The organism is Microbacterium marinilacus, from assembly GCF_019753765.1.
In the GTDB taxonomy this organism is placed as follows: Bacteria; Actinomycetota; Actinomycetes; order Actinomycetales; family Microbacteriaceae; genus Microbacterium; species Microbacterium marinilacus.
Genome location: NZ_JAIJZW010000001.1, coordinates 304,278 through 323,730, shown reverse-complemented (window position 1 = coordinate 323,730; position 19,453 = coordinate 304,278). Strand labels below are relative to the sequence as shown.

The window sequence follows — 19,453 nt, the reverse complement described above, 5'->3', positions numbered from 1 at the left end:
CAGGCGCGGCGGGACGAGAGTCTAGCCTGCGAGCCTCGGCGCCCCGTGTGAGGACGCGCGGGCAGCGCGCCCCCATGGGGCGGTGATCCCCGTCGCCTACAATGATGCGGTGATCAGGCCCGCCGTCTCCTCCGAGCCCTCCCCCATCGTCTTCCAGAACCAGTGGCGCGACGTCTTCGACGGCACGCTCCCCGAGGGCTGGGAGCCGACGAAGTCGGTCTCCGTCGTCATCGCCGCCTACAACAGCGCGACCCTGCCGCTGACTCTGGCGTCGCTGGCCGCGCAGGACTACCCCCAGGACCTGCTGGAGGTCGTCGTCGTCGACGACGGCAGCGAGCCGCCGGTGGAGCTCGGCGACGTCGTGCCCGAGAACCTGCGGCTCATCCGCGTCGAGGAGGGCTGGGGCCGCTCGAACGCGACCGACATCGGCATCAAGGCCACCACGGGCGACATCATCTACTGGGTCGACTCCGACATGATCCTGTTCCGCGACAACGTGCGCCAGCACGCCAAGTGGGCGCACTTCATCCCGGAGGCCGCCACGATCGGCGACAAGGGCTTCATCGAGTCCTGGGACTACACGCCCGAGACGGTGTACCAGAAAGTGCTCGACGGCACGATCGGCGACGACTACGACCGCTCGACCCTGCACGAGCACTGGTCGATCCAGATCTACCGCGACACCGACGACCTGAACGCGTCCCACGGACGCAACTACTCGACGCACATGGGCGCGTGCGCGTCCGTCACTCGCGAGGTCTACGACCGCACGTCCGGCCAGGACACCCGCCTGCACCTGGGCGAGGACACCGAGATCGCCTATCAGCTGTGGCAGGCGGGCGCCGTGTTCATCCCCGTGCACGAGGCGCTGACCTGGCACCTCGGCCCCGGCACCGTGCAGAACCACGCGGCCAAGGTCGCCCGCGTCAACGACGCGCACTTCGCCCAGCGCATGCCGATCCCCCGCTACCGCCGCACCTCCGACAACCGCATCTGGGAGGTGCCGCTCGTCAAGGTCGTCGTCGAGGTCACCCCGGAGACGGCCCACCTCGCGCGCAACTGCGTCGACCGGGTGCTCACCAGCACCCTCACCGACGTGCACGTGCTGCTCGTCGGGCCGTGGTCGACGCTCGACGAGGGACGGCGCAAGATGCTCGCCGACCCCCGCACCGAGCTGTTCCTGGTGCAGGAGTGGTTCCGCACCGACAACCGCGTGCTCTTCGCCGAGGAGGTGCCCGACACCGTCTTCCCGGCGCCGTACCGCGTCGACCTCCCGGTGACCGTCGGGGTCACGAGCGACAGCCTGATGCAGATGTACCGGCAGATCGACGGCAACCGCCTGGGCGCCGTCCGCTACTTCACCCCGGGGCACACCAAGGACGAGTCCGTCACGATCTGGGACTCGGCCGCGGTCGCCCGCTCGCGCCGCTACCTCGACGGCGAGGCCGTCCTGGAGGACCTGGTCGACCGCATCTGGGGCTTCGAGTGGGGCTCGAACGACACCGCCCAGCTCGTCGACCTGCGTGAAGCCGACCTGTCGGAGCGCGTGACGCGCGTGGAGCCCGGCGTCGCTCGCCTCGAGGCGGAGATCGCCGTGCTGCGCGAGGTCGCCGAGCCGGCGTCGCTCCCCCGGCAGATCGCCCGTCGGGTCAACGCGATGTCCGGCAACCGGCTCGCTCCCGCCGTGCGCCGCGTCAACGCCCGTCTCGGCGGTGCCCCGGCCGCCGCGCTGCGTCGCCTCCGCGGCATCCTGCGCTGAACGACCGGATGCAGTCCCGAGGAGACACCGCACGGCAGCAGGGCTTCCGCCCCGACATCCAGGCCCTTCGCGCGCTCGCCGTCCTGAGCGTCCTGCTGTACCACCTGTGGCCGGAGAGCCTGCCCGGCGGCTTCGTCGGCGTCGACGTGTTCTTCGTGATCAGCGGCTACCTGATCACGTCCCACCTGGTGCGCGAGCGGGAGCGCACCGGGCGCATCGCCGTGGGCCGGTTCTGGGCGCGACGCGCGGCTCGGCTCCTCCCCGCATCGCTGCTCGTGCTCGCCGTGACGGCGCTCGCGGTCCTGGCCTGGGCGCCCCGCTCGCTCTGGGAGCGCTTCGTCGCCGAGATCACGGCCTCCGCGCTCTATGTCCAGAACTGGCGCCTCGTCGCCGACAGCGTCGACTACCTCGCGGCGGAGGACAGCGCCTCGCCGGTGCAGCACTTCTGGACGCTCTCGGTCGAGGAGCAGTTCTACGTCGCTCTGCCCCTGCTGATCCTCGCCGCCACGCTGCTGCTGCGACGGCTGCCCTGGCGCGCCGTGGTGGTCGGGACCCTCGCCGTCGCGACGGCGGCGTCGTTCGGCTACGGCCTGTGGCTCACCGACTGGTCGGCGGGCGCCGCGTACTTCTCGACCTTCACCCGCGCCTGGGAGTTCGGCATCGGCGCGTTGATCTCGTTCGTGCCGTTCGCCGGCAGGCGGGTCGCGGCGCACGGCCTCGCGCTCGGGGGCGTGGCGCTGATCGTCGCGAGCACGGTGCTCCTGTCGGGCGAGGTCCCCTTCCCGGGCTTCGCGGCCCTGCTGCCGGTCGTCGGCGCCGCACTGATCGTCTGGGCGGGCGGCACGTCCTTCCTGATCCGTGCCGGGTCGACTCCCCCGGTCCGTCTCCTCGGCGACGTGTCGTACGCCGTGTACCTGTGGCACTGGCCGCTCATCGTGATGCTGCCGTTCCTCACCGGCCACACGCTCACCCCGCTCGAGAAGATCGGCATCGCCGCGGCCTCCATCCTGCTGGCGTGGCTGTCGACCCGGTTCGTCGAGAACCCGGTCCGGCTCTCTCCGCGGCTGCTGTCGGGGCGACGCCCGCTGGTGGTCGCCGCCTGGGCGGCGGGCGGCATGGCCTGCGTCCTCGCGATCACGGTGACGACCGGCGCCGTCGTGCGCGAGGAGGAGGCGCGCGACCGGGCGGCGGTCGCGGACGTCCTGGCCGCCCCGCCCGAGTGCCTCGGCGCCGCGGCGATGGCCGCCGGCGGCTGTGAGGCTCGCGCGCTCGACGCGACCTCCCTCGTGCCCGCCCCCGCGATCGCCGAGGCCGACGACGCCAACCGCGACGAGTGCTGGTCGAGCGGGGACGACGACTCGCTCAACGTGTGCACGCTGGGCCCCGAGACGGACTACGACAGGCGCCTGGTGGTGATCGGCGACTCCCACAACAACGCCTATCTGAGCGCGTACGAGCGCATCGCCGAGGAGCGCGGCTGGCGCCTCGATGTCATGGGCCACGCGGCCTGCTACTGGACGGACACGCGGACCGAGCTCGCGACGCCGCAGCAGACCGAGGCGTGCGCCACGTGGCGCGGGCGAGTCGCCGACTACGTCGCCTCGGCCGAGGACGTGGACGCCTTCCTCGTGACCCGGTCCTCGGGAGGGGTCGACGCGGACGCCGAGACCGTCGACGGCATGGTGTCCGCCTGGGCCGCTCGACCGGACGAGGGCATCCCGGTCCTCGCGGTTCTCGACAGCCCGCGGCTGCCGTCCGACACCGTCCAGTGCATCGAGTTCGATCCGGCGCAGGCCGACGCGCGATGCGGCCGGCCGATCGACGAGGTGCTGTACGACGACGGCCAGGCGGAGGCCGTGCAGCGCGATCCGAACGCGACGGCGATCGATCTCACCGACCTGTTCTGCGCCGACGACGTCTGCGCTCCCACCATCGGAGGTGTCGTCGTCTACCGCGACGGCCACCACCTCACGGCGACCTACGCCGCGACGGTGGCGCCGTTCCTCGCCGAGCGCATCGAGGCGGCGCTGGGCTGAGGCCGGCCCGCCGTCGGCTCAGGCGCGCTCGACGCGCAGGACGGCGTCGTCGCCGACGCTCTCGCGGTGCACGGCGAACGAGCCGCGCGCCCGCAGCTCCGCCGCGGCGGAGTTGCCCGGGACGTCGTCGTCGAGCAGCCAGACGGTGCCCTCGTCGGAGAACGCCGCCGTGTCGTCGACGTCGCGCACGACGGCGGAGGCGTCGTCGCCGCAGACGCGGATCAGCTCGTAGGGCTGCGGCTCCGTCACGAACAGCTCCGCATACTGGGCGAACGGCAGCTCGTCCACGCGGCCGGCGAGCGAGCGATAGGCCCGCGGGTCCTCCTCCAGGCGGGTGCTGACGACGAGAGCGGTGCGGGCGCCGGACGTCGCAGCGGGGTACGCCGTCCGCGCCCCGACCACGAGCAGCCGCGAGACGCCGCGGGAGCGCGCCACGGCCGCGGCCGCCCGGTCGCCCGGACGGGGCGGCGACGGCAGCGCCGGCGGCTCGTCGAGCGCGTCGAGCAGCGCCGCCGCGCTGCGGTTGACCTTGGTGACCTCGCGTCCCTCCGCACGCAGGATGCGCTCGCCGGCGAGCGAGTGGAAGTCCTGCTCGAGGCCGCGCGCCTCGCCGATCGTCCGGAAGTTGCGGTGCTCCGGACCGCGACGACGGATGACGCGCAGGCGGCGCCCCTCCAGCTCGGCGAGCAGCAGCACGCCGTGGAAGGCCGAGCCCTCCTCCCCCGCGATCACCTCGGCGCGGGACAGGTGGTCCAGCTGCTCGCGCACGCTGAGGCGCTCGGGGTGGATCACGAACCACCCGGCGGCCCGCAAATGCCGCTCGGCGGCCTCGGCGCTGACGTCCCGCACGTCCGAGTCGATCGCGCTGCGGGACAGCCAGATCCGGCGACCCGGCTCGCGAGGCGGGCCGACGTGACGTGCCAGGAAACGCGCATGGTCGGGATGGATCCAGTCGTCGTAGCGGTACCCGATGTCGGGCACGTGCAGGGCCGCGAAGCGCGTCGGCCGCGTGACGAAGCGGACGGGGTTCGTGAGGCCGAGGATGTCGAGGATCTCCCTCTGCCACGGTCGGAAGCTCTCGTCGTCGCCCCACGAGTGAGCGGCGGTCCACACGATGGGCAGCTCGGGGTGCTCGGCGGCGTACCAGAGGCGCGCCAGGCTCTCGAGCAGGAAGTGCCCGTAATGCATGTGCAGGTCGCCCGCGTAGACGGCCTCGGGGACGTCGCCGTCATCGATCTCCGGCAGCAGGTCCTGCGGGATCGGAGAGCCGCGCAGGCCCGAGCGGCGATCGGTGGCCGTGCGGTCGACGTACTCGCCGTCGCCGTCGAAGACGCCCATCAGCAGCTCGTCGGGGCGGTCGTCCCTCGTCACCACGGGGTAGACCACGGCGGAGGTGACGAGACGGGTCGCGAGGCGGTCCATTCCGATCACTGTAGTGCCCGGTCCCGTCACTCCGCGTTGTCGGCGTTGTAGCGGTCGATGACCTCCGCGATCGGCGCGTCGAGAGCCAGAGCGTGGTCGCGGATGTAGAGCCCGCGCGTGCAGAAGCGGCGCAGGTCCTTCTCGTTGTGGCTCACGAAGAACAGCGTGCGCCCTTCCGCGAGCAGCTCGTCGATGCGCCGGTAGCACTTGGCGCGGAAGCTCTTGTCGCCCACCGCGAGCACCTCGTCCACCAACAGGATGGGCTCGTCGAGCTGCGACACGACCGAGAACGCCAGGCGCACCTTCATGCCGTTCGAGAGGTGCTTGTAGGGCGTCTCCTGGAAGTCCTCGAGCTCGGCGAACCCGATGATGTCGTCGTAGCGCCGGGCGACCTCGGCCTTCGCCATGCCGTGCAGGCCGGCGGTCAGCCGCACGTTCTCGCGCACCGTGAGATCGCCGACGAAACCGCCCGTGATCTCGATCAGGGGCGCGACGCCGCCGTTCACGCGCACCTCGCCCTCATCGGCGAGCAGCACCCCCGCGACGAGCTTGAGCAGCGTCGACTTGCCCTGCCCGTTGCGCCCCACCACCCCGATGGACTCGCCGGGGCTGACCGTGAACGACACGTCGCGCAGCGCCCAGAACTCGCCGGGGCGGCTGCGGCGCGACGCGTCGGCGAACATGTCCTTGATGCTGCGGCGCCCGCGCCGGTTCCGCCGGAACCGCACGCCGAGGCCGGTGACCTCGATGGCCGTCCCGCCGGCCTCCACCGCGCCGTGCGTCATCACAGCTCCTTCAGCAGGGGACGCTCGAGGCGACGGAACGCGAACACGCCGACGGCGAGGAACAGCAGCGACATGGCGGCGGACACGCAGACGGCGAACGGGTCCCACGCCTCGGGGAAGAAGCCGACGCGGTAGAGGGTGAAGATGCCCGCGAGGGGGTTGAACGCCATCACGTCGGGCAGGTCGCCGGGCAGGTCGGCGGTGGCGTAGATCACCGGGGACGCGTAGAACAGCGCTCGCAGCACGAGCCGGGTGGTGCGCTCGAGGTCGGCGAACAGCACGCACAGCGGCGCCACGAGCAGGCCGATGCCGACCAGCAGGATCGCCTGCAGCAGCACGCCGAGCGGGAACAGCAGCAGCCCCCAGCCGACCTGCGCTCCGCCGAACACGGCGAAGAGCGCCAGCACCGGCAGCGCGAACAGGAACTCGATGCCCTTGCTGAGCACGATCCGGTTCACCCAGATCGAGCGCGGGATGGCCGTCGAGCGCACGAGCTTCGCGTCCTTGTTGAAGGCCCGCGTGAAGTCCGTGACCGCCGAGTTGAACCAGACCCACGACAGCAGCGCGGTGATCAGGAACACGATGTAGGGCTCGAGCCCGACGGTGCGCTCGAAGACCATCGTGAACACGAACCAGTAGATCGCGCTCATCACCAGCGGGTCGAGCACCGACCACAGGTAGCCGAGCCAGCTCGTCGCGTAGCGCACCCGAAGGTCGCGCGCCGAGAGCAGCCACAGCGAGTGCACGTAGCGCCGGGCGGTACCGGGGGCTCCGACGACGCTGCTGGTCACGGCAAGATCCTATGCGGGCGTCGTGTGGGGCACGCGCAGACGCGGCTCACGCGGGAGGCGCGTACGTCAGATAGGTCAGCCGGCTCATCTCGCGCCGCGACCGGAGCACGCCGTCCAGAACCAGCCCGATGACCCAGGCGAGCGCTCCGAACAGCACGAACCCCAGCGCGAGCACCGCGGTGGGCAGGCGCGGCACGAGGCCGGTGTCGAAGTACTCGACGATGACGGGGATGCCCAGGACGACGCCCACCAGCGCCAGGAGAGCGCCGAAGATGCCGTAGAACAGCAGCGGGCGCTCGTGTCGGATGAGCTGCCCGATCAGGGCCAGGATGCGGAAGCCGTCGTGGTAGGTGCGCAGCTTGCTCTCGCTGCCGGCCGGGCGGTCCTTGAACCCGACGGCGACCTCGGCGTGCGGGACCCGGATGCTCATCACGTGCACCGTCAGCTCGGTCTCGATCTCGAACTCTCGGGAGGCGGCCGGGAAGCTCTTCACGAACCGGCGCGACATCACGCGGTAGCCGCTGAGCATGTCGCTGACGTGCGTGCCGAAGACGCTGCCGACCAGCCAGTTGAAGCCGCGGTTGCCGAGCTCGTGCCCGGGGCGGTAGGCCGTCTCCGTCTCCTGGCTGCGCACGCCGAGGACGTGGTCGTACGGGCCCTCGCGCAGCACCCGGATCATCTCCGGCAGCGCCGCGGCGTCGTACGTGTCGTCGCCGTCGATCATGACGTAGACGTCGGCGTCGACGTCGGCGAAGGCGCGCCGCACGACGTTGCCCTTGCCCTTCAGCTCCTCGTGCCGGACGATCGCCCCGGCCGCGCGGGCGACGTCCGCCGTGGCGTCGGTGCTGTTGTTGTCGTAGACGTAGACGACGAGCCCGGGCACGGCCGCGCGCAGGTCCTCGACCACCTTCGCGACGGCGAGCTCCTCGTTGTAGCACGGGACGATCGCGGCGATGACCGGCTCCGTCTCGGGCCGGGCGGCGGTCGCGGGCGTGGCGTTCGCGGGCTCCAGGTTCTCAGGGGCGTCGAGCGTCGTCATCTCCGTGGACACATCTCCCTTGCATGCCGATCCGGAGGTTCCGGGGAACATAGAATCGGGGCTTGCGACGCGCGCCCACCGGCACCGTCAGAACCGCTTGAGAATATCACGCGGCGCCCCCGCTCCCCGTGAGCGCCGACCCGGAGGAGACACCCCCATGAGCCGATCCGCGGCGCAGCAGCACACCAGACGGGCCGGGGCGTTCCTGGTGATCGGCGGCCTCGCGTTCCTCGTCGACTTCGCGGTGTTCAACCTGCTCGCGTTCTGGGTGACGGGTCACGGGCCCCTGTACGACCAGCCGGTGATCGCGAAGACCATCGCGATCGTCCTGGCGTCCGCCGTGACCTACGTCGGCAACCGCTACTGGACGTTCAACGACCGTCACCTGCCGCACCGGTGGTCCCGCTACGTGCTGTTCGTGCTGTTCAACCTCATCGCGATCGGCCTGCAGCTCGGCTGCCTGGCGTTCTCCCGCTACGTGCTGCAGCTCGAGGGCCCGCTGCCCGACAACATCTCGGGCACGCTGATCGGCCAGGCTCTGGCGACGGTGTTCCGCTACCTGACCTACGACCGCTTCGTGTTCCCGCATCACGAACAGCCCCAGGAGAGCGATCAGGGCGCGCCCGTGTCGAGCGCGCCCTGATCCTCGATCGTCGCCTCAGACGTTCAGCTGGTTGTTCCACATCGACAGCGCCGACCCGATGGCCATGTGCATGTCGAGGTACTGGTAGGTGCCGAGGCGGCCGCCGAAGTGCACGTCGCTCTCGCCCTTCTGCAGCTCGCGGTAGGCGAGCAGGCCCGACCGGTCGTCGGTCGAGTTGACCGGGTAGTACGGCTCGTCGTCGCGCGTGGCGAAGCGTGAGAACTCGCGCATGATGACCGTCTTGTCGGTCGGGTACACGTCCTTGCGCTCCGGGTGGAAGTGCTTGAACTCGTGGATGCGGGTGTACGGGACGTCGGCGTCCGGGTAGTTCATCACCGAGGTGCCCTGGAAGTCGCCGACCTCCAGCACCTCCTCCTCGAAGTCGAGCGTGCGCCACGACAGCTCGCCCTCGGCGTAGTCGAAGTAGCGGTCGACCGGGCCGGTGTAGACGATGGGCAGCTGGCCGACGAGCGCCTTCTTGTTGAGAGGCTGCGACTCGTCGAAGAAGTCGACGTTCAGCTTCACCTCGATGTTGGGGTGGTCGGCCATCCGCTCGATCCACGCGGTATAGCCGTCGGTCGGCAGCCCCTCCCACGTGTCGTTGAAGTAGCGGTTGTCGTAGTTGTAGCGCACGGGCAGGCGGCTGATGATGTCGCCCGACAGCTTCTCGGGCTCGGTCTGCCACTGCTTGGCCGTGTAGTGCGCGAAGAACGCCTCGAACAGCGGCCGGCCCACGAGGGCGATGCCCTTCTCGACGAAGTTCGCCGCCGTCTTGGCGTCGAACTCGCCGGCCTGCTCCCTGATGAGCGCGCGCGCCTCATCGGGGGTGTACGCCGAGTCGAAGAACTGGTTGATCGTGTGCAGGTTGACCGGCAGCGCGAACACCTGGCCGTTGTGCGTCGAGTACACCCGGTGCACGTAGTTCGTGAACGTGGTGAAGCGGTTGACGTACTCCCACACGGTCGGGTTCGACGTGTGGAAGAGGTGCGCGCCGTAGCGGTGCACCTCGATGCCCGTGGTGGGCTCGTTCTCGCTGTAGGCGTTCCCGCCGATGTGGTGGCGGCGGTCGATCACGGTCACCTTGCGGCCCGCGTCAGCTGCGCGCTCCGCGATCGTGAGGCCGAAGAAGCCCGATCCGACGACAAGCATGTCCATGGCGGCGATCACATTCTCTCTGGTCGTAGCGTCGTGGAGTGCTCGCGGGCCCTGGGCGCACCGGGAGCGGGCGCGATCCGGCCGCGCCGTGACGATCCTAGACGCCGCTGCCTGGGCGCACGCGGAGCGCCACGTCGCGGAGCCGACCGTCCCGGGTCCGAGCCGGTGCGCAGCAGCCGTTCATGTCACGCCCGTCCATGTCACGCCCGTCCGGGAGGCCCGACCACCAGCAGGACAGTGTATGCCGCGACGATCCCGACGGCGAGGACGACGGCAAGCGTCGCGGGGCGTCGGACGAGCCAGCGAAGGAGCCGGTCTCCTGGGCGCTGGTCACGGGGGTCGTCGGTCGCTCCGGTCCGCCACTCCCCCGCGAGCAGCCCGCGCCGTCGCAGCACGATCTCCGTGGGAACCGTCGCGTAGGGGACGACGGCGGCCGCGACCGCGCAGAACGTCGGCACCACCGCCCAGCGGTTGTTCCATGCGACCAGGACGGCCGTCGCGCCGTAGCAGAGGAAGACGAAGCCGTGGATGCCGCCGCCGATCGTCACGGCGACCGGGAGGTCGAAGGCCGCGCGCAGGACGAGGCCGAGGATGAGCAGCGTCCAGGAGACCGCCTCGGCGAACGCGAGCGCGCGGAACATGGTCGACGGGGTTCGGAACACCCTCGAACCCTATCCAGCTGACTCAGACGACTCCTGCGCGGGCGCCGTCCATCGACGCCGGATCACCGTGCTGCGGGTCGAGTCGGCGACGGCCCGAGACGGATCGAGGTCCCGCACGCGAGGGGGCGATGTCCTTCGGCCGGGGCCCCGTCGCACACGCGTCGATGCCCGTCGCACCGGCGCCGACGAACCGTCGGCGGGACGCGGCCTCGGTCAGGGAACCCGGGACGACCTTCGAGCAGCTCGCGTGCGAACGCGGCGTGGAAGCTCCCGGCCACGGCATTGTCGTCTCGAAAATCGAACATTTGTTCTATACTCGAGACATGTCCCGTACCCCGTTCGAAGCCCGGTGGGAGCTGTCGGACGCCCAGCGCGAGCAGGTACGGACGATCAAGGCGGCTCTGGCGCAGATCGAGAACGCGCGGGCGGGGCTCGCCGCGATCGAGGCGGGGCTGCACGCTCAGGCGCACGCGATCGCACGCGAGGTGCTGGACGCGATGCCGGGGACGGCACCCTCGGCCTATCAGGTGCCGTTCCGGTCCATGGCGGCCGACCTCGCGACGGTGCAGCACGTCTCCGACGGGGTGGTGCGCAGCCGCATGGACGACGCCATCACCCTGGTCGAGCACTTTCCCGCCGTGTTCACCGCGTTGTCCGAGTCGCACGTCTCCGCCGCGCATGCTCGAGCGATCTGCGACGAGGGAGCCCGACTCGCGGAGGCCGGGACGCGGGCACGGTACGAGCAGATCGTGCTGAGCCTGGTCGACACCACGCCGGCGAGGCTGCGACGCATCTGCCAGGTCGTCGCCGAACGTCTCCTCCCCGAGCCGATCGCCGAACGCCACGAGGCCGCCGCCGCAGGACGCGCGCTGTGGCTCGCGCCCGCCGATGACGGGATGGCCGAGATCCGTCTCCTGGTCGATGCGGCCCTCGCCGCGGGCATCGAGGACCGCGTCGCTTCCATGGCTCGCACGGTCAAGGCCGGCACCGCGGGCGCCGCCGTCGACGAGCGCACGCTCCCGCAGATCCGCGCCGACGTGGCCGCCGATCTGCTGCTCACCGCCGCTCCCACCGGTCACGGCGAAGGACTCGACGAGATCCGCGCCACCGTGCACACCGTGCCCGCCGAGGTCATCTCAGGCGACGACACCCGGGCCGCGCATCTGCACGGCGGGGGCATCGTCGCCCCGGCCACAGCCCGCCGCCTCGCCGGGAAGACCCGCACCTGGGCACGGCTGTTCATCGACCCGCGTACCGGCGTTCCCACCGCGGTCGACACCTATGTCCCCACCGCCGAGCAACGCCGTTACCTGAGCGCCCGCGACGAGCACTGCCGCTTCCCGGGCTGTCGCAGACCGATCAGGCGCTGCGACATCGACCACACCGTGCCCTACAGCGAAGGCGGCGCCACCGACATCGGGAACATGGCCGCGCTGTGCCGAGCCCACCACGTGCTGAAGCACCATTCGCCCTGGCGCGTGAGCCACCTCGGCGACGGCGTCCTCGAGTGGACCACGCCGACGGGCCAGATCCTCCACGACCGGCCGACCCCGACCGTCAGGTTCATGGCCACCGCCGACAGCGACCCACCGCCGTTCTGAGGCTCGCCACCGAACCGCCCGGGACCCGGGGAGACACGTCCCGACGCCGTGCCGACGCGCCCGTCCTCTCAGCCGCGCCCCTGTAGCGTGGAGGGTGATGAGCGCGCCCGACGAGACCTCCGCCGACGGCGGCGACGCGGCGTCGGCGGCGATCGGCGGCGCTGCCGCGCCCGACGGCCCGCTGCTGCGACTGATCAAGGACCGCCGCGTCGCGTTCCTGATCGTGGGAGCCGTGAACACCGGCGTCGGGTTCGTGTGGTTCACGCTGTTCTCTCTGCTCTTCCGGCACTGGTGGCCGGACGAGCACGCCACCGTGTTCGCCGTCATCCTATGCGCGCACATCATGAGCACGCTCAGCGCGTTCGTCTTCTACCGCAAGCTCGTGTTCCGCGTCCGCGGGCACCTGTGGCTCGACTTCTGGCGCTTCCAGCTGGTCTACCTCGGCGCCTTCCTGCTCAACATCCTCATCGTCCCGCTGCTGAAGCTCTGGATGGACGAGATCCTCGCGCAGCTGCTGTTCACGGTCGTGACCGTCTTCATCAGCTGGTTCGGCCACAGCCGCTTCTCGTTCCGCCGGAAGGAGAACACGTGACAGACACCCCGCACCTGAGCGTCCCGCACCTCAGCGTGGTCGTGCCCGCCTACAACAACGGCCGCACCCTGCGCGAGACGCTGAGGTCCGTGCTCGACCAGGACGTCGACGGCCTCGAGCTCATCGTCGGCGACCACTCGTCCGCCGACGACACCGCGCAGGTCATGGCGGAGTTCGCCTCCGACCCGCGGGTGACGCTGCTGACCACCGAGGCCGGCGGCGGGGCGGGACGCAACTGGAACCGCGTGACCTCGGCGGCCACGGGCACCTACCTCAAGCTCGTCTGCGGCGACGACGTGCTGCGACCCGGAGTGCTCCGCCGCCAGGTCGAGCTGCTCGAGCGCACCGGCGCCGTGCTCACCGCCTGCCGACGCGACATCATCGACGCCGAGGGGCGGGTGCTGATGCCCGCCTGGGGCCTGCGCGGCATCGCCCGCCCGATGGCGGGCGCCGAGGCCGTGCGCCGAGCGGTCAGGGCCGGATCGAACCTGTTCGGCGAGCCGGCGTCCGTGACGATGCGCCGCGATGCCCTGGTCGCGGCCGGCGGCTGGTCCGACGCCTTCCCGTACCTGATCGACCAGGCCACGTACAGCAGGGTGCTGCTGCAGGGCGGGTTCGTCCCGGACGACGAGGTGGGTGCGACGTTCCGGATGAGCGACGCGCAGTGGAGCGTGGCGCTCGTGGCGGAGCAGTCGGCGCAGGCGCGCGGCTTCCACGCGTGGCTGCGCGACGAGCACCCGGAGGTGCTGTCCTCGTTCGACCGTCGCTACGGCGACCTGAGAGCCTCACTGATGGCCCGGGCCCGGCGACTCTCCTATCGTGTGTTGCAGAGGAGGATGCGATGAGCACCGTGGAGACCGGAGGCGGCGAGCCGTACGTCCATCGCATCAGCGTCGTCGTGCCCGTCTATCAGGGCGAGAAGACGCTTCCCGGCCTGGTGGAGGAGCTGCGTCCCCTCACCGCCGTGTTCGCCACTCCGAACGGGCACTCGGCCCGCATCGAGGAGGTCCTGCTCGCCTACGACCGGGGGCCGGACCAGTCGGATCGCGTCATCCGCCAACTCGCGACCGCGAACGACTGGATCGCGCCGGTCTGGCTCAGCCGGAACTTCGGTCAGCACGCGGCCACGCTGGCGGGAATGGCCAGCTCGGGCGGCGAGTGGATCGTGACGATCGACGAGGACGGACAGCACGACCCGAACCAGATCGGGATCATGTTGGACACCGCCCTCGCCGAGCGCGCCGACCTCGTGTACGCCGCGCCGCTGAACAGCCCGCCGCACGGCTTCGTGCGCAACCTCGCGTCCAAGGCGTCCAAGCAGGTGCTCGAGACGGTCTTCGGTGGCGGTCACGCGTCGCGTTTCCACAGCTACCGCCTGGTGCTGGGCGAGATCGGGCGCAGCGTCGCCGCATACGCGGGCACCGGGGTGTACCTCGACGTGGCGCTCAGCTGGGTCGCGGCCCGCACCGTCACGGCCCCGATCATGCTGCGCGAGGAGGGCGACCGCCGGTCGGGCTACTCGTTCCGCCGCCTGTTCGCTCACTTCTGGAGCATGGTCCTCACGTCCGGCACGCGCGGGCTGCGCCTGGTGACCGGCGCGGGCGCGGTGGTGTTCGCCGGAGGGCTGCTGTTCGCGCTCTACCTGGTGGTTGCGCGACTCGTCGGCGGCGAGCTCATCGAGCCGGGGTGGACCTCCCTGATGGTCGTGCTGCTGCTCGGCTGCGGCGTGGTCCTGGTCGCGCTCGGCATCATCGCCGAGTACCTCGGCGTCGCCGTCAACATGGCGCTGGGCAAGCCGACCTACCTCATCGTCCGAGACCCCGCGCAGGGTCCCCTCGGCCTGTCGGGTCGCGGCGGCGAGACGCGGTCCGCGCCCGCCCCGCGATGACCGGCCCGGCATGACGACCGTGCGCCGCTGGATCGTCGGCAGAGGGCTGCTCGGTCGAGCGGTCGAGCGCGCCCGGCCCGACCGGGCGTACGCGGTCGACGTGCCGTGGGGCGACCCGGAGGGCGCCACGACGGCGCTGCTCGCGGGGCTCGCCGGCTTCGTCGCGTCCGCGGCGCCCGGCCGACTCGAGATCCACTGGTGCGCGGGACGGGCGGTGACCTCGACGCCGCGGGAGAGGGTGTTCGAGGAGGTCGGCGTCTTCCGCGCCTTCCTCGCCGGGGTCGCCGAGCTGCCGGACGACGTCCGCGACCGTCTCGTGGTGTCGCTCGCCTCCTCGGTCGGGGGCGCGTACGCGGCCGCTGGCCACGCCCCGTTCAGCGAGGCGACGCCCGTCGCGCCCGCATCCGCCTATGGCGAGGGGAAGCTGGCGATGGAGGCGGCGCTCGGCGAGACCGCCGCGTCGGCGGGACTGCGCGCGGTCGTGGCCCGGATCACGAACATCTACGGCCCGGGGCAGGATCTCACGAAGGCCCAGGGACTCATCTCGGTGCTGGCCCGCGCCCACCTCACGGGGCACCCCGCGTCCATCTACGTGCCGCTCGACACCCTGCGCGACTACGTGTACGAGGACGACGCGGGCGCGATCATCTCGGCGGCCGCGGAGCGTGCGGCCCGCACCCCGCGAGGCACGACGACCCTGAAGATCGTCGGCAGCGGGCGCGCGGTGTCGATCGGGGCTCTCGTGAGCGAGCTGCAGCGGCTTCGCCGCCGTCACGGGGCCATCGTGCTCGGCGGCGGCGACGCCCGTGGCCAGTCGAGCGACCTGCGCGTGCGCTCGCGGGTCTGGACCGATCTCGACGCGCTGGCCGGCACGACGCTCCCCGAGGGGCTCCATCGCGTGTTCGTCGCGCAGCTGCGCGGCGCCGCACGCCGCTGACGGCCCCGCGACCGGTCAGCGGCGGACGCGGCGCCTCTGCCGACCCCAGACGACCAGCCAGGCGGCGCCGGCGAGCGCGGCGAGCGCGGCAGACGCCACCAGCAGCGGCGTGGCCGGCGGGGCGAAGCGCACCGTGACGGTCTCGCCCGGTGCGACGTCCGAGACGTCGACGGTGAGCAGCCAGCCGCGGATCGGGTCCGCGAGCTGTGCGCCGCCGTCGACCGAGTAGCCGGGGTAGTCGAGGCGGCTGAGCGCGACCCGCGCGTCGTCGCCGACGGCGTCCACTGTGAACGTCGCGCTCGCGCCGTCCCTGGTCACCTCCGAGACCTGCGTGCCGTCGCCCTCCCAGACGACGCCGCCCGCCTCCGGGAGGGGCTCGTCGCGCCGGACGACCCAGGTGTAGTCCCCTTCCGCGGCGAGGGTCCACCCTTCAGGCACGTCGGGGGCCTCGGGGAACGTGCGCTTCATGGCCACGACGGTGCTCACCGACATCAGATCGCTCACCCGCATGCCCGTGTCGGGGTCGACCGACCACAGCGCGCCGAGGCCCGCCTCGTCGACGCAGGTGCGCAGGTGCTCGCTCTCGTCGGCGCAGAGATCGTCGATGAACGCCGTGTACGGCAGCACCGTGTAGAGGTTGATGACGTTCGTGTCGCTCAGGTACCAGAGGTTCTCGCGCAGGCGCTCGTGCCAGCTGGCTGGCTCGTCGTCGTAGGCACCCGTGTTCCCGACCGCGACGGCGTCGCCGCCGGCCTCCGCCTCCGGCAGGACCGACCGCATGGTGGCCACGTCGGGGGCATCGCCGTCGGGCAGGGGCGACCTCGGCAGGGTGAGCACCTGGGCGGCGGTGGCCACGGTCGTCACCAGCACCGCCCCGGCCACGGCGAGCGCCGTGGCCCTGGTCGTCGACCACGGCGCCCGTCCGACGCGCGCGGTCGCCCAGGGCCGTCGGGCGATCCAGAGGAGGGCGACGAGCGCGACCAGCTGGAGGGCGGCGGCGGCGCCGATGCTCTGCCAGGCCGTCGGCGCGTCGGTCCAGGACACGGCGGCCGCCAGCGTGATCGCGCCCGCGCTCCACCACGCCCCGCGCGGCGTGATGCGCCGCGGATACGCCTGTGAGGCCGCGACCGCGAACAGCACGATCAGCGCGAGCGAGAGGTCCGGGATGAACCGCAGCGGCCAGCGGATCGCGCCCATGTGGCTCGGGGCGAGCACCGCGAACAGCGCGATGCCGCCCACGACGAGCAGCGGCAGCACGCGGCGCACCGTCGAGCGCCGCAGGGGCAGGAACAGCGGCAGCAGCGGCAGCGCCCACGCGATGTACACCAGCGGGGCGAGCGTGACGTCGCCGTCCCACGCCCGGATCGTCGCCGTAACCGTCGGCGACGCCGCGGCCGCCAGGTCGGTCAGGTCGGCGTTGAGGAACCGGTAGTTGTCGAAGGGGGCGGCCCCGCGCTCGGACACGCCGGCGGTCAGGATGCCGGGAAGGTAGACCAGGATCGTGAGCGCGCCGCCCCAGACCGACGCGAGCAGGGTGCGCACGACCCGTCGCCCGTCGCGGCGCACCGCGTGCCGCACGAGCGACTCGACGAGGATGACGACCAGCACCATCACGCCGAACACGTACCCGAAGGTGATGAGCACGTAGGACGCGATCAGGTAGGGCACGGGCGAGCGGCGACCCTCCACGGCCCGGCGCAGGCCCCACCACACCCAGGGCAGCAGCGCCGTGTTGAACAGGCCGTTGGACCAGGACGCCGCGTCCATGTAGACCGTGAAGCCGACCTGCGGCAGCAGCACCCCCGCGAGAGCCGCCCAGGGACGGTGGGCGCCGAACGAGCGCGCGAGCAGGTAGGCGCCGACCGCCATCACGCCGAGGAAGACCACCTTGACGACGGTGACCAGCAGCACCGGGTCCTCGCTGCCGCGGGTCGCGAGGGCGATCACCCACACGACGGGGTTCAGCAGGCCCCACTGCCCCTCGGCCAGGTAGTTGCCCGCCTGCCAGGCGGACGGGTCGAGCAGCGGGATCCGCCCCTGCAGCAGGTGCTCGCCGAGCTGCCACCACTGGCCGAACGAGCCCCGCTCGGTGTCGTCGGTGAAGTAGAAGCGCGGCGTGCGCACCGTGCGGGCCAGCGCCAGCGCCACGGTGACGACGAGCGCGAGCAGTGGCCAGGACAGGCGCGAGAGGCGTTGCTTCACGAACATCGATGCTAGGGCGTGTCCGCTGAAGACCGTCCGGATCGCACGGCGGGTGCTGTGACACGATGGTCAGGTGAAGGGCATCATCCTCGCCGGCGGATCGGGCACACGGCTGCATCCGATCACGCTGGGCGTCTCGAAGCAGCTCGTCCCCGTCTACGACAAGCCGATGGTCTACTACCCGCTCTCGACGCTCATGCTGGCCGGAATCCGCGAGATCCTGGTGATCACGACGCCGCACGACGCGGACGCGTTCGAGCGGCTGCTCGGCGACGGGTCGCAGTTCGGCGTCTCGATCACGTTCGCGCAGCAGCCATCCCCGGATGGGCTCGCCCAGGCGTTCACGATCGGCGCGGACTTCATCGGCGACGACAAGGTCGCCCTCGTCCTCGGCGACAACCTGCTGTACGGGCCGGGCCTGGGCTCGCAGCTCAAGCGGTTCGCGGACGTCGACGGCGGCGCGGTGTTCGCCTACTGGGTCGCGGAGCCCTCCGCCTACGGCGTGGTCGAGTTCGACGCCGACGGCACCGCGATCTCGCTCGAGGAGAAGCCGGTCGCGCCCAAGAGCAACTACGCGGTGCCCGGGCTGTACTTCTACGACAACGACGTGGTCGAGATCGCGCGCGGGCTCGAGCCCTCCGCACGGGGCGAGTACGAGATCACCGACGTGAACGCGGCGTATCTCGCGCGCGGCAGGCTGAGCGTCGACGTGCTGCCGCGGGGCACGGCGTGGCTCGACACCGGGACGTTCGACCAGATGACCGACGCCGCCGACTTCGTGCGGACGATGGAGCGCCGCACGGGCCTGAAGATCGGCGCGCCGGAGGAGGTCGCCTGGCGGGCGGGCTTCCTCACCGACGACGAGCTGCGCGAGCGCGCGCAGAAGCTGGTGAAGTCCGGGTACGGCTCGTACCTCCTCGAGATCCTGGAGCGTGGGCGATGAGTCGTCTTCTGGTGACCGGCGGCGCCGGGTTCATCGGCTCGAACTTCGTGCACCACGTGGTCGAGCACACGGACCACACGGTGACCGTGCTCGACAAGCTCACGTATGCCGGCAACCTCGCCTCCCTCGAGGGCCTGCCCGCCGAGCGCGTCTCGTTCGTACAGGGCGACATCGCCGACGCGGAGCTCGTGGACGGCCTCTTCCGGGATGCCGACGCGGTCGTCCACTATGCCGCCGAGTCGCACAACGACAACTCGCTGAACGATCCGCGTCCCTTCCTCGACACGAACATCGTCGGCACGTACACGCTGCTCGAGGCCGCCCGGCGGCACGACGTGCGCCTGCACCACATCTCGACCGACGAGGTCTACGGCGACCTCGAGCTCGACGACCCGCAGAGGTTCACCGAGCAGACGCCGTACAACCCCTCATCGCCGTACTCGTCGACGAAGGCGGGCTCCGACCTGCTGGTGCGCGCGTGGGTGCGCTCGTTCGGCGTGCGCGCGACGATCTCCAACTGCTCCAACAACTACGGGCCGTTCCAGCACGTCGAGAAGTTCATCCCGCGGCAGATCACGGGCGTGCTGCGCGGCGTGCGTCCGCGGCTGTACGGCACGGGCGAGAACGTGCGGGACTGGATCCACGCCGACGACCACTCCTCCGCCGTGCTCACCATCCTCGACAAGGGCGAGCTCGGGCAGACGTACCTGATCGGCGCCGACGGCGAGCAGAGCAACAAGGACGTCGTCGAGCTCATCCTCGAGCTGATGGGACAGGAGCGGGACGCCTACGATCACGTCGCCGACCGCCCGGGCCACGACCTGCGGTACGCCATCGACTCGACGCGCCTGCGCACCGAGCTGGGCTGGCAGCCCCGGTACCGGGACTTCCGCTCCGGCCTCGCCGCCACGATCGAGTGGTACCGCGACAACGAGTCGTGGTGGGAAGGCGCGAAGGACGCGACCGAGGCGTTCTACGCGTCGAAGGGCCAGTGACGC

Annotated in this window: 17 protein-coding genes; 10 read left to right on the top strand and 7 right to left on the bottom strand. The window is 71.3% G+C overall.

Annotated features, from left to right (window positions below; all coding sequences use genetic code 11):
* The first annotated feature begins 109 nt into the window (after positions 1–109).
* Positions 110–1,759, top strand: a complete 1,650-nt coding sequence (locus K5S26_RS01495; protein ID WP_221855319.1) for a glycosyltransferase family 2 protein — start codon at positions 110–112, stop codon at positions 1,757–1,759.
* A gap of 8 nt (positions 1,760–1,767) precedes the next feature.
* Positions 1,768–3,795, top strand: a complete 2,028-nt coding sequence (locus K5S26_RS01490) for an acyltransferase family protein (RefSeq protein WP_221855317.1) — start codon at positions 1,768–1,770, stop codon at positions 3,793–3,795.
* 18 nt (positions 3,796–3,813) lie between these two features.
* Here the strand turns inward: K5S26_RS01490 and K5S26_RS01485 are convergent, their stop codons facing one another.
* The 4 genes from K5S26_RS01485 to K5S26_RS01470 are packed head-to-tail and all read right to left on the bottom strand — an operon-like array spanning position 3,814 to position 7,844.
* On the bottom strand, positions 3,814–5,217 hold the full coding sequence (locus tag K5S26_RS01485; protein WP_221855314.1) for a glycosyltransferase family 61 protein: 1,404 nt from the start codon (positions 5,215–5,217) through the stop codon (positions 3,814–3,816).
* A 26-nt stretch (positions 5,218–5,243) separates the two neighbouring features.
* Positions 5,244–6,002, bottom strand: a complete 759-nt coding sequence (locus K5S26_RS01480; RefSeq protein WP_221855312.1) for an ABC transporter ATP-binding protein — start codon at positions 6,000–6,002, stop codon at positions 5,244–5,246.
* Positions 6,002–6,793 carry an ABC transporter permease gene (locus K5S26_RS01475; protein ID WP_221855310.1) on the bottom strand — a complete coding sequence of 264 codons (792 nt, stop codon included), beginning with the start codon at positions 6,791–6,793 and terminating at the stop codon, positions 6,002–6,004. Before K5S26_RS01475 ends, K5S26_RS01480 begins: the two co-directional genes overlap by 1 nt.
* 46 nt (positions 6,794–6,839) lie before the next feature.
* Positions 6,840–7,844 carry a glycosyltransferase gene (locus K5S26_RS01470; protein ID WP_308122715.1) on the bottom strand — a complete coding sequence of 335 codons (1,005 nt, stop codon included), beginning with the start codon at positions 7,842–7,844 and terminating at the stop codon, positions 6,840–6,842.
* 145 nt (positions 7,845–7,989) lie between these two features.
* Between K5S26_RS01470 and K5S26_RS01465 the strand changes: the two genes are divergently transcribed.
* The gene (locus K5S26_RS01465) at positions 7,990–8,475 is read left to right on the top strand and encodes a GtrA family protein (protein ID WP_221855309.1); all 486 of its coding nucleotides are present in this window, start codon (positions 7,990–7,992) and stop codon (positions 8,473–8,475) included.
* Between the two features lie 15 nt (positions 8,476–8,490).
* Here the strand turns inward: K5S26_RS01465 and glf are convergent, their stop codons facing one another.
* Together glf and K5S26_RS01455 are read right to left on the bottom strand one after the other, a co-directional pair.
* Positions 8,491–9,630 carry a UDP-galactopyranose mutase gene (glf, locus tag K5S26_RS01460; RefSeq protein ID WP_221855307.1) on the bottom strand — a complete coding sequence of 380 codons (1,140 nt, stop codon included), beginning with the start codon at positions 9,628–9,630 and terminating at the stop codon, positions 8,491–8,493.
* A gap of 200 nt (positions 9,631–9,830) precedes the next feature.
* On the bottom strand, positions 9,831–10,292 hold the full coding sequence (locus tag K5S26_RS01455) for a DUF3817 domain-containing protein (protein WP_221855305.1): 462 nt from the start codon (positions 10,290–10,292) through the stop codon (positions 9,831–9,833).
* Positions 10,293–10,615: 323 nt separating this feature from the next.
* Between K5S26_RS01455 and K5S26_RS01450 the strand changes: the two genes are divergently transcribed.
* The 5 genes from K5S26_RS01450 to K5S26_RS01430 all read left to right on the top strand — a co-directional run bounded on the left by K5S26_RS01450 (position 10,616) and on the right by K5S26_RS01430 (position 15,310).
* On the top strand, positions 10,616–11,893 hold the full coding sequence (locus K5S26_RS01450) for an HNH endonuclease signature motif containing protein (RefSeq protein ID WP_221855303.1): 1,278 nt from the start codon (positions 10,616–10,618) through the stop codon (positions 11,891–11,893).
* 97 nt (positions 11,894–11,990) lie between these two features.
* A complete protein-coding gene (locus tag K5S26_RS01445) occupies positions 11,991–12,485 on the top strand; it encodes a GtrA family protein (protein WP_221855301.1) in 495 nt (164 codons plus the stop codon).
* Positions 12,482–13,330, top strand: a complete 849-nt coding sequence (locus tag K5S26_RS01440) for a glycosyltransferase family 2 protein (protein ID WP_308122714.1) — start codon at positions 12,482–12,484, stop codon at positions 13,328–13,330. Before K5S26_RS01445 ends, K5S26_RS01440 begins: the two co-directional genes overlap by 4 nt.
* Complete coding sequence (locus K5S26_RS01435; RefSeq protein WP_221855299.1) at positions 13,327–14,373, top strand: glycosyltransferase; 1,047 nt, start codon at positions 13,327–13,329, stop codon at positions 14,371–14,373. The genes K5S26_RS01440 and K5S26_RS01435 overlap by 4 nt, the downstream gene beginning before the upstream one ends.
* Positions 14,374–14,383: 10 nt before the next feature.
* Positions 14,384–15,310, top strand: coding sequence for an NAD-dependent epimerase/dehydratase family protein (locus tag K5S26_RS01430; protein WP_221855297.1), 927 nt, complete (start codon positions 14,384–14,386; stop codon positions 15,308–15,310).
* 15 nt (positions 15,311–15,325) lie between these two features.
* Here K5S26_RS01430 and K5S26_RS01425 read toward each other — a convergent pair whose 3' ends face one another.
* Positions 15,326–17,512, bottom strand: a complete 2,187-nt coding sequence (locus K5S26_RS01425) for a YfhO family protein (RefSeq protein WP_221855296.1) — start codon at positions 17,510–17,512, stop codon at positions 15,326–15,328.
* 73 nt (positions 17,513–17,585) lie between these two features.
* On the opposite strand from K5S26_RS01425, the gene rfbA reads away from it, so the two are divergent.
* Positions 17,586–18,455: a glucose-1-phosphate thymidylyltransferase RfbA gene (gene rfbA, locus K5S26_RS01420; RefSeq protein WP_221855294.1), complete on the top strand. Its 870-nt coding sequence runs from the start codon at positions 17,586–17,588 to the stop codon at positions 18,453–18,455.
* Positions 18,452–19,450: a dTDP-glucose 4,6-dehydratase gene (gene rfbB, locus K5S26_RS01415; RefSeq protein ID WP_221855292.1), complete on the top strand. Its 999-nt coding sequence runs from the start codon at positions 18,452–18,454 to the stop codon at positions 19,448–19,450. Before rfbA ends, rfbB begins: the two co-directional genes overlap by 4 nt.
* Positions 19,451–19,453: the final 3 nt, after the last annotated feature.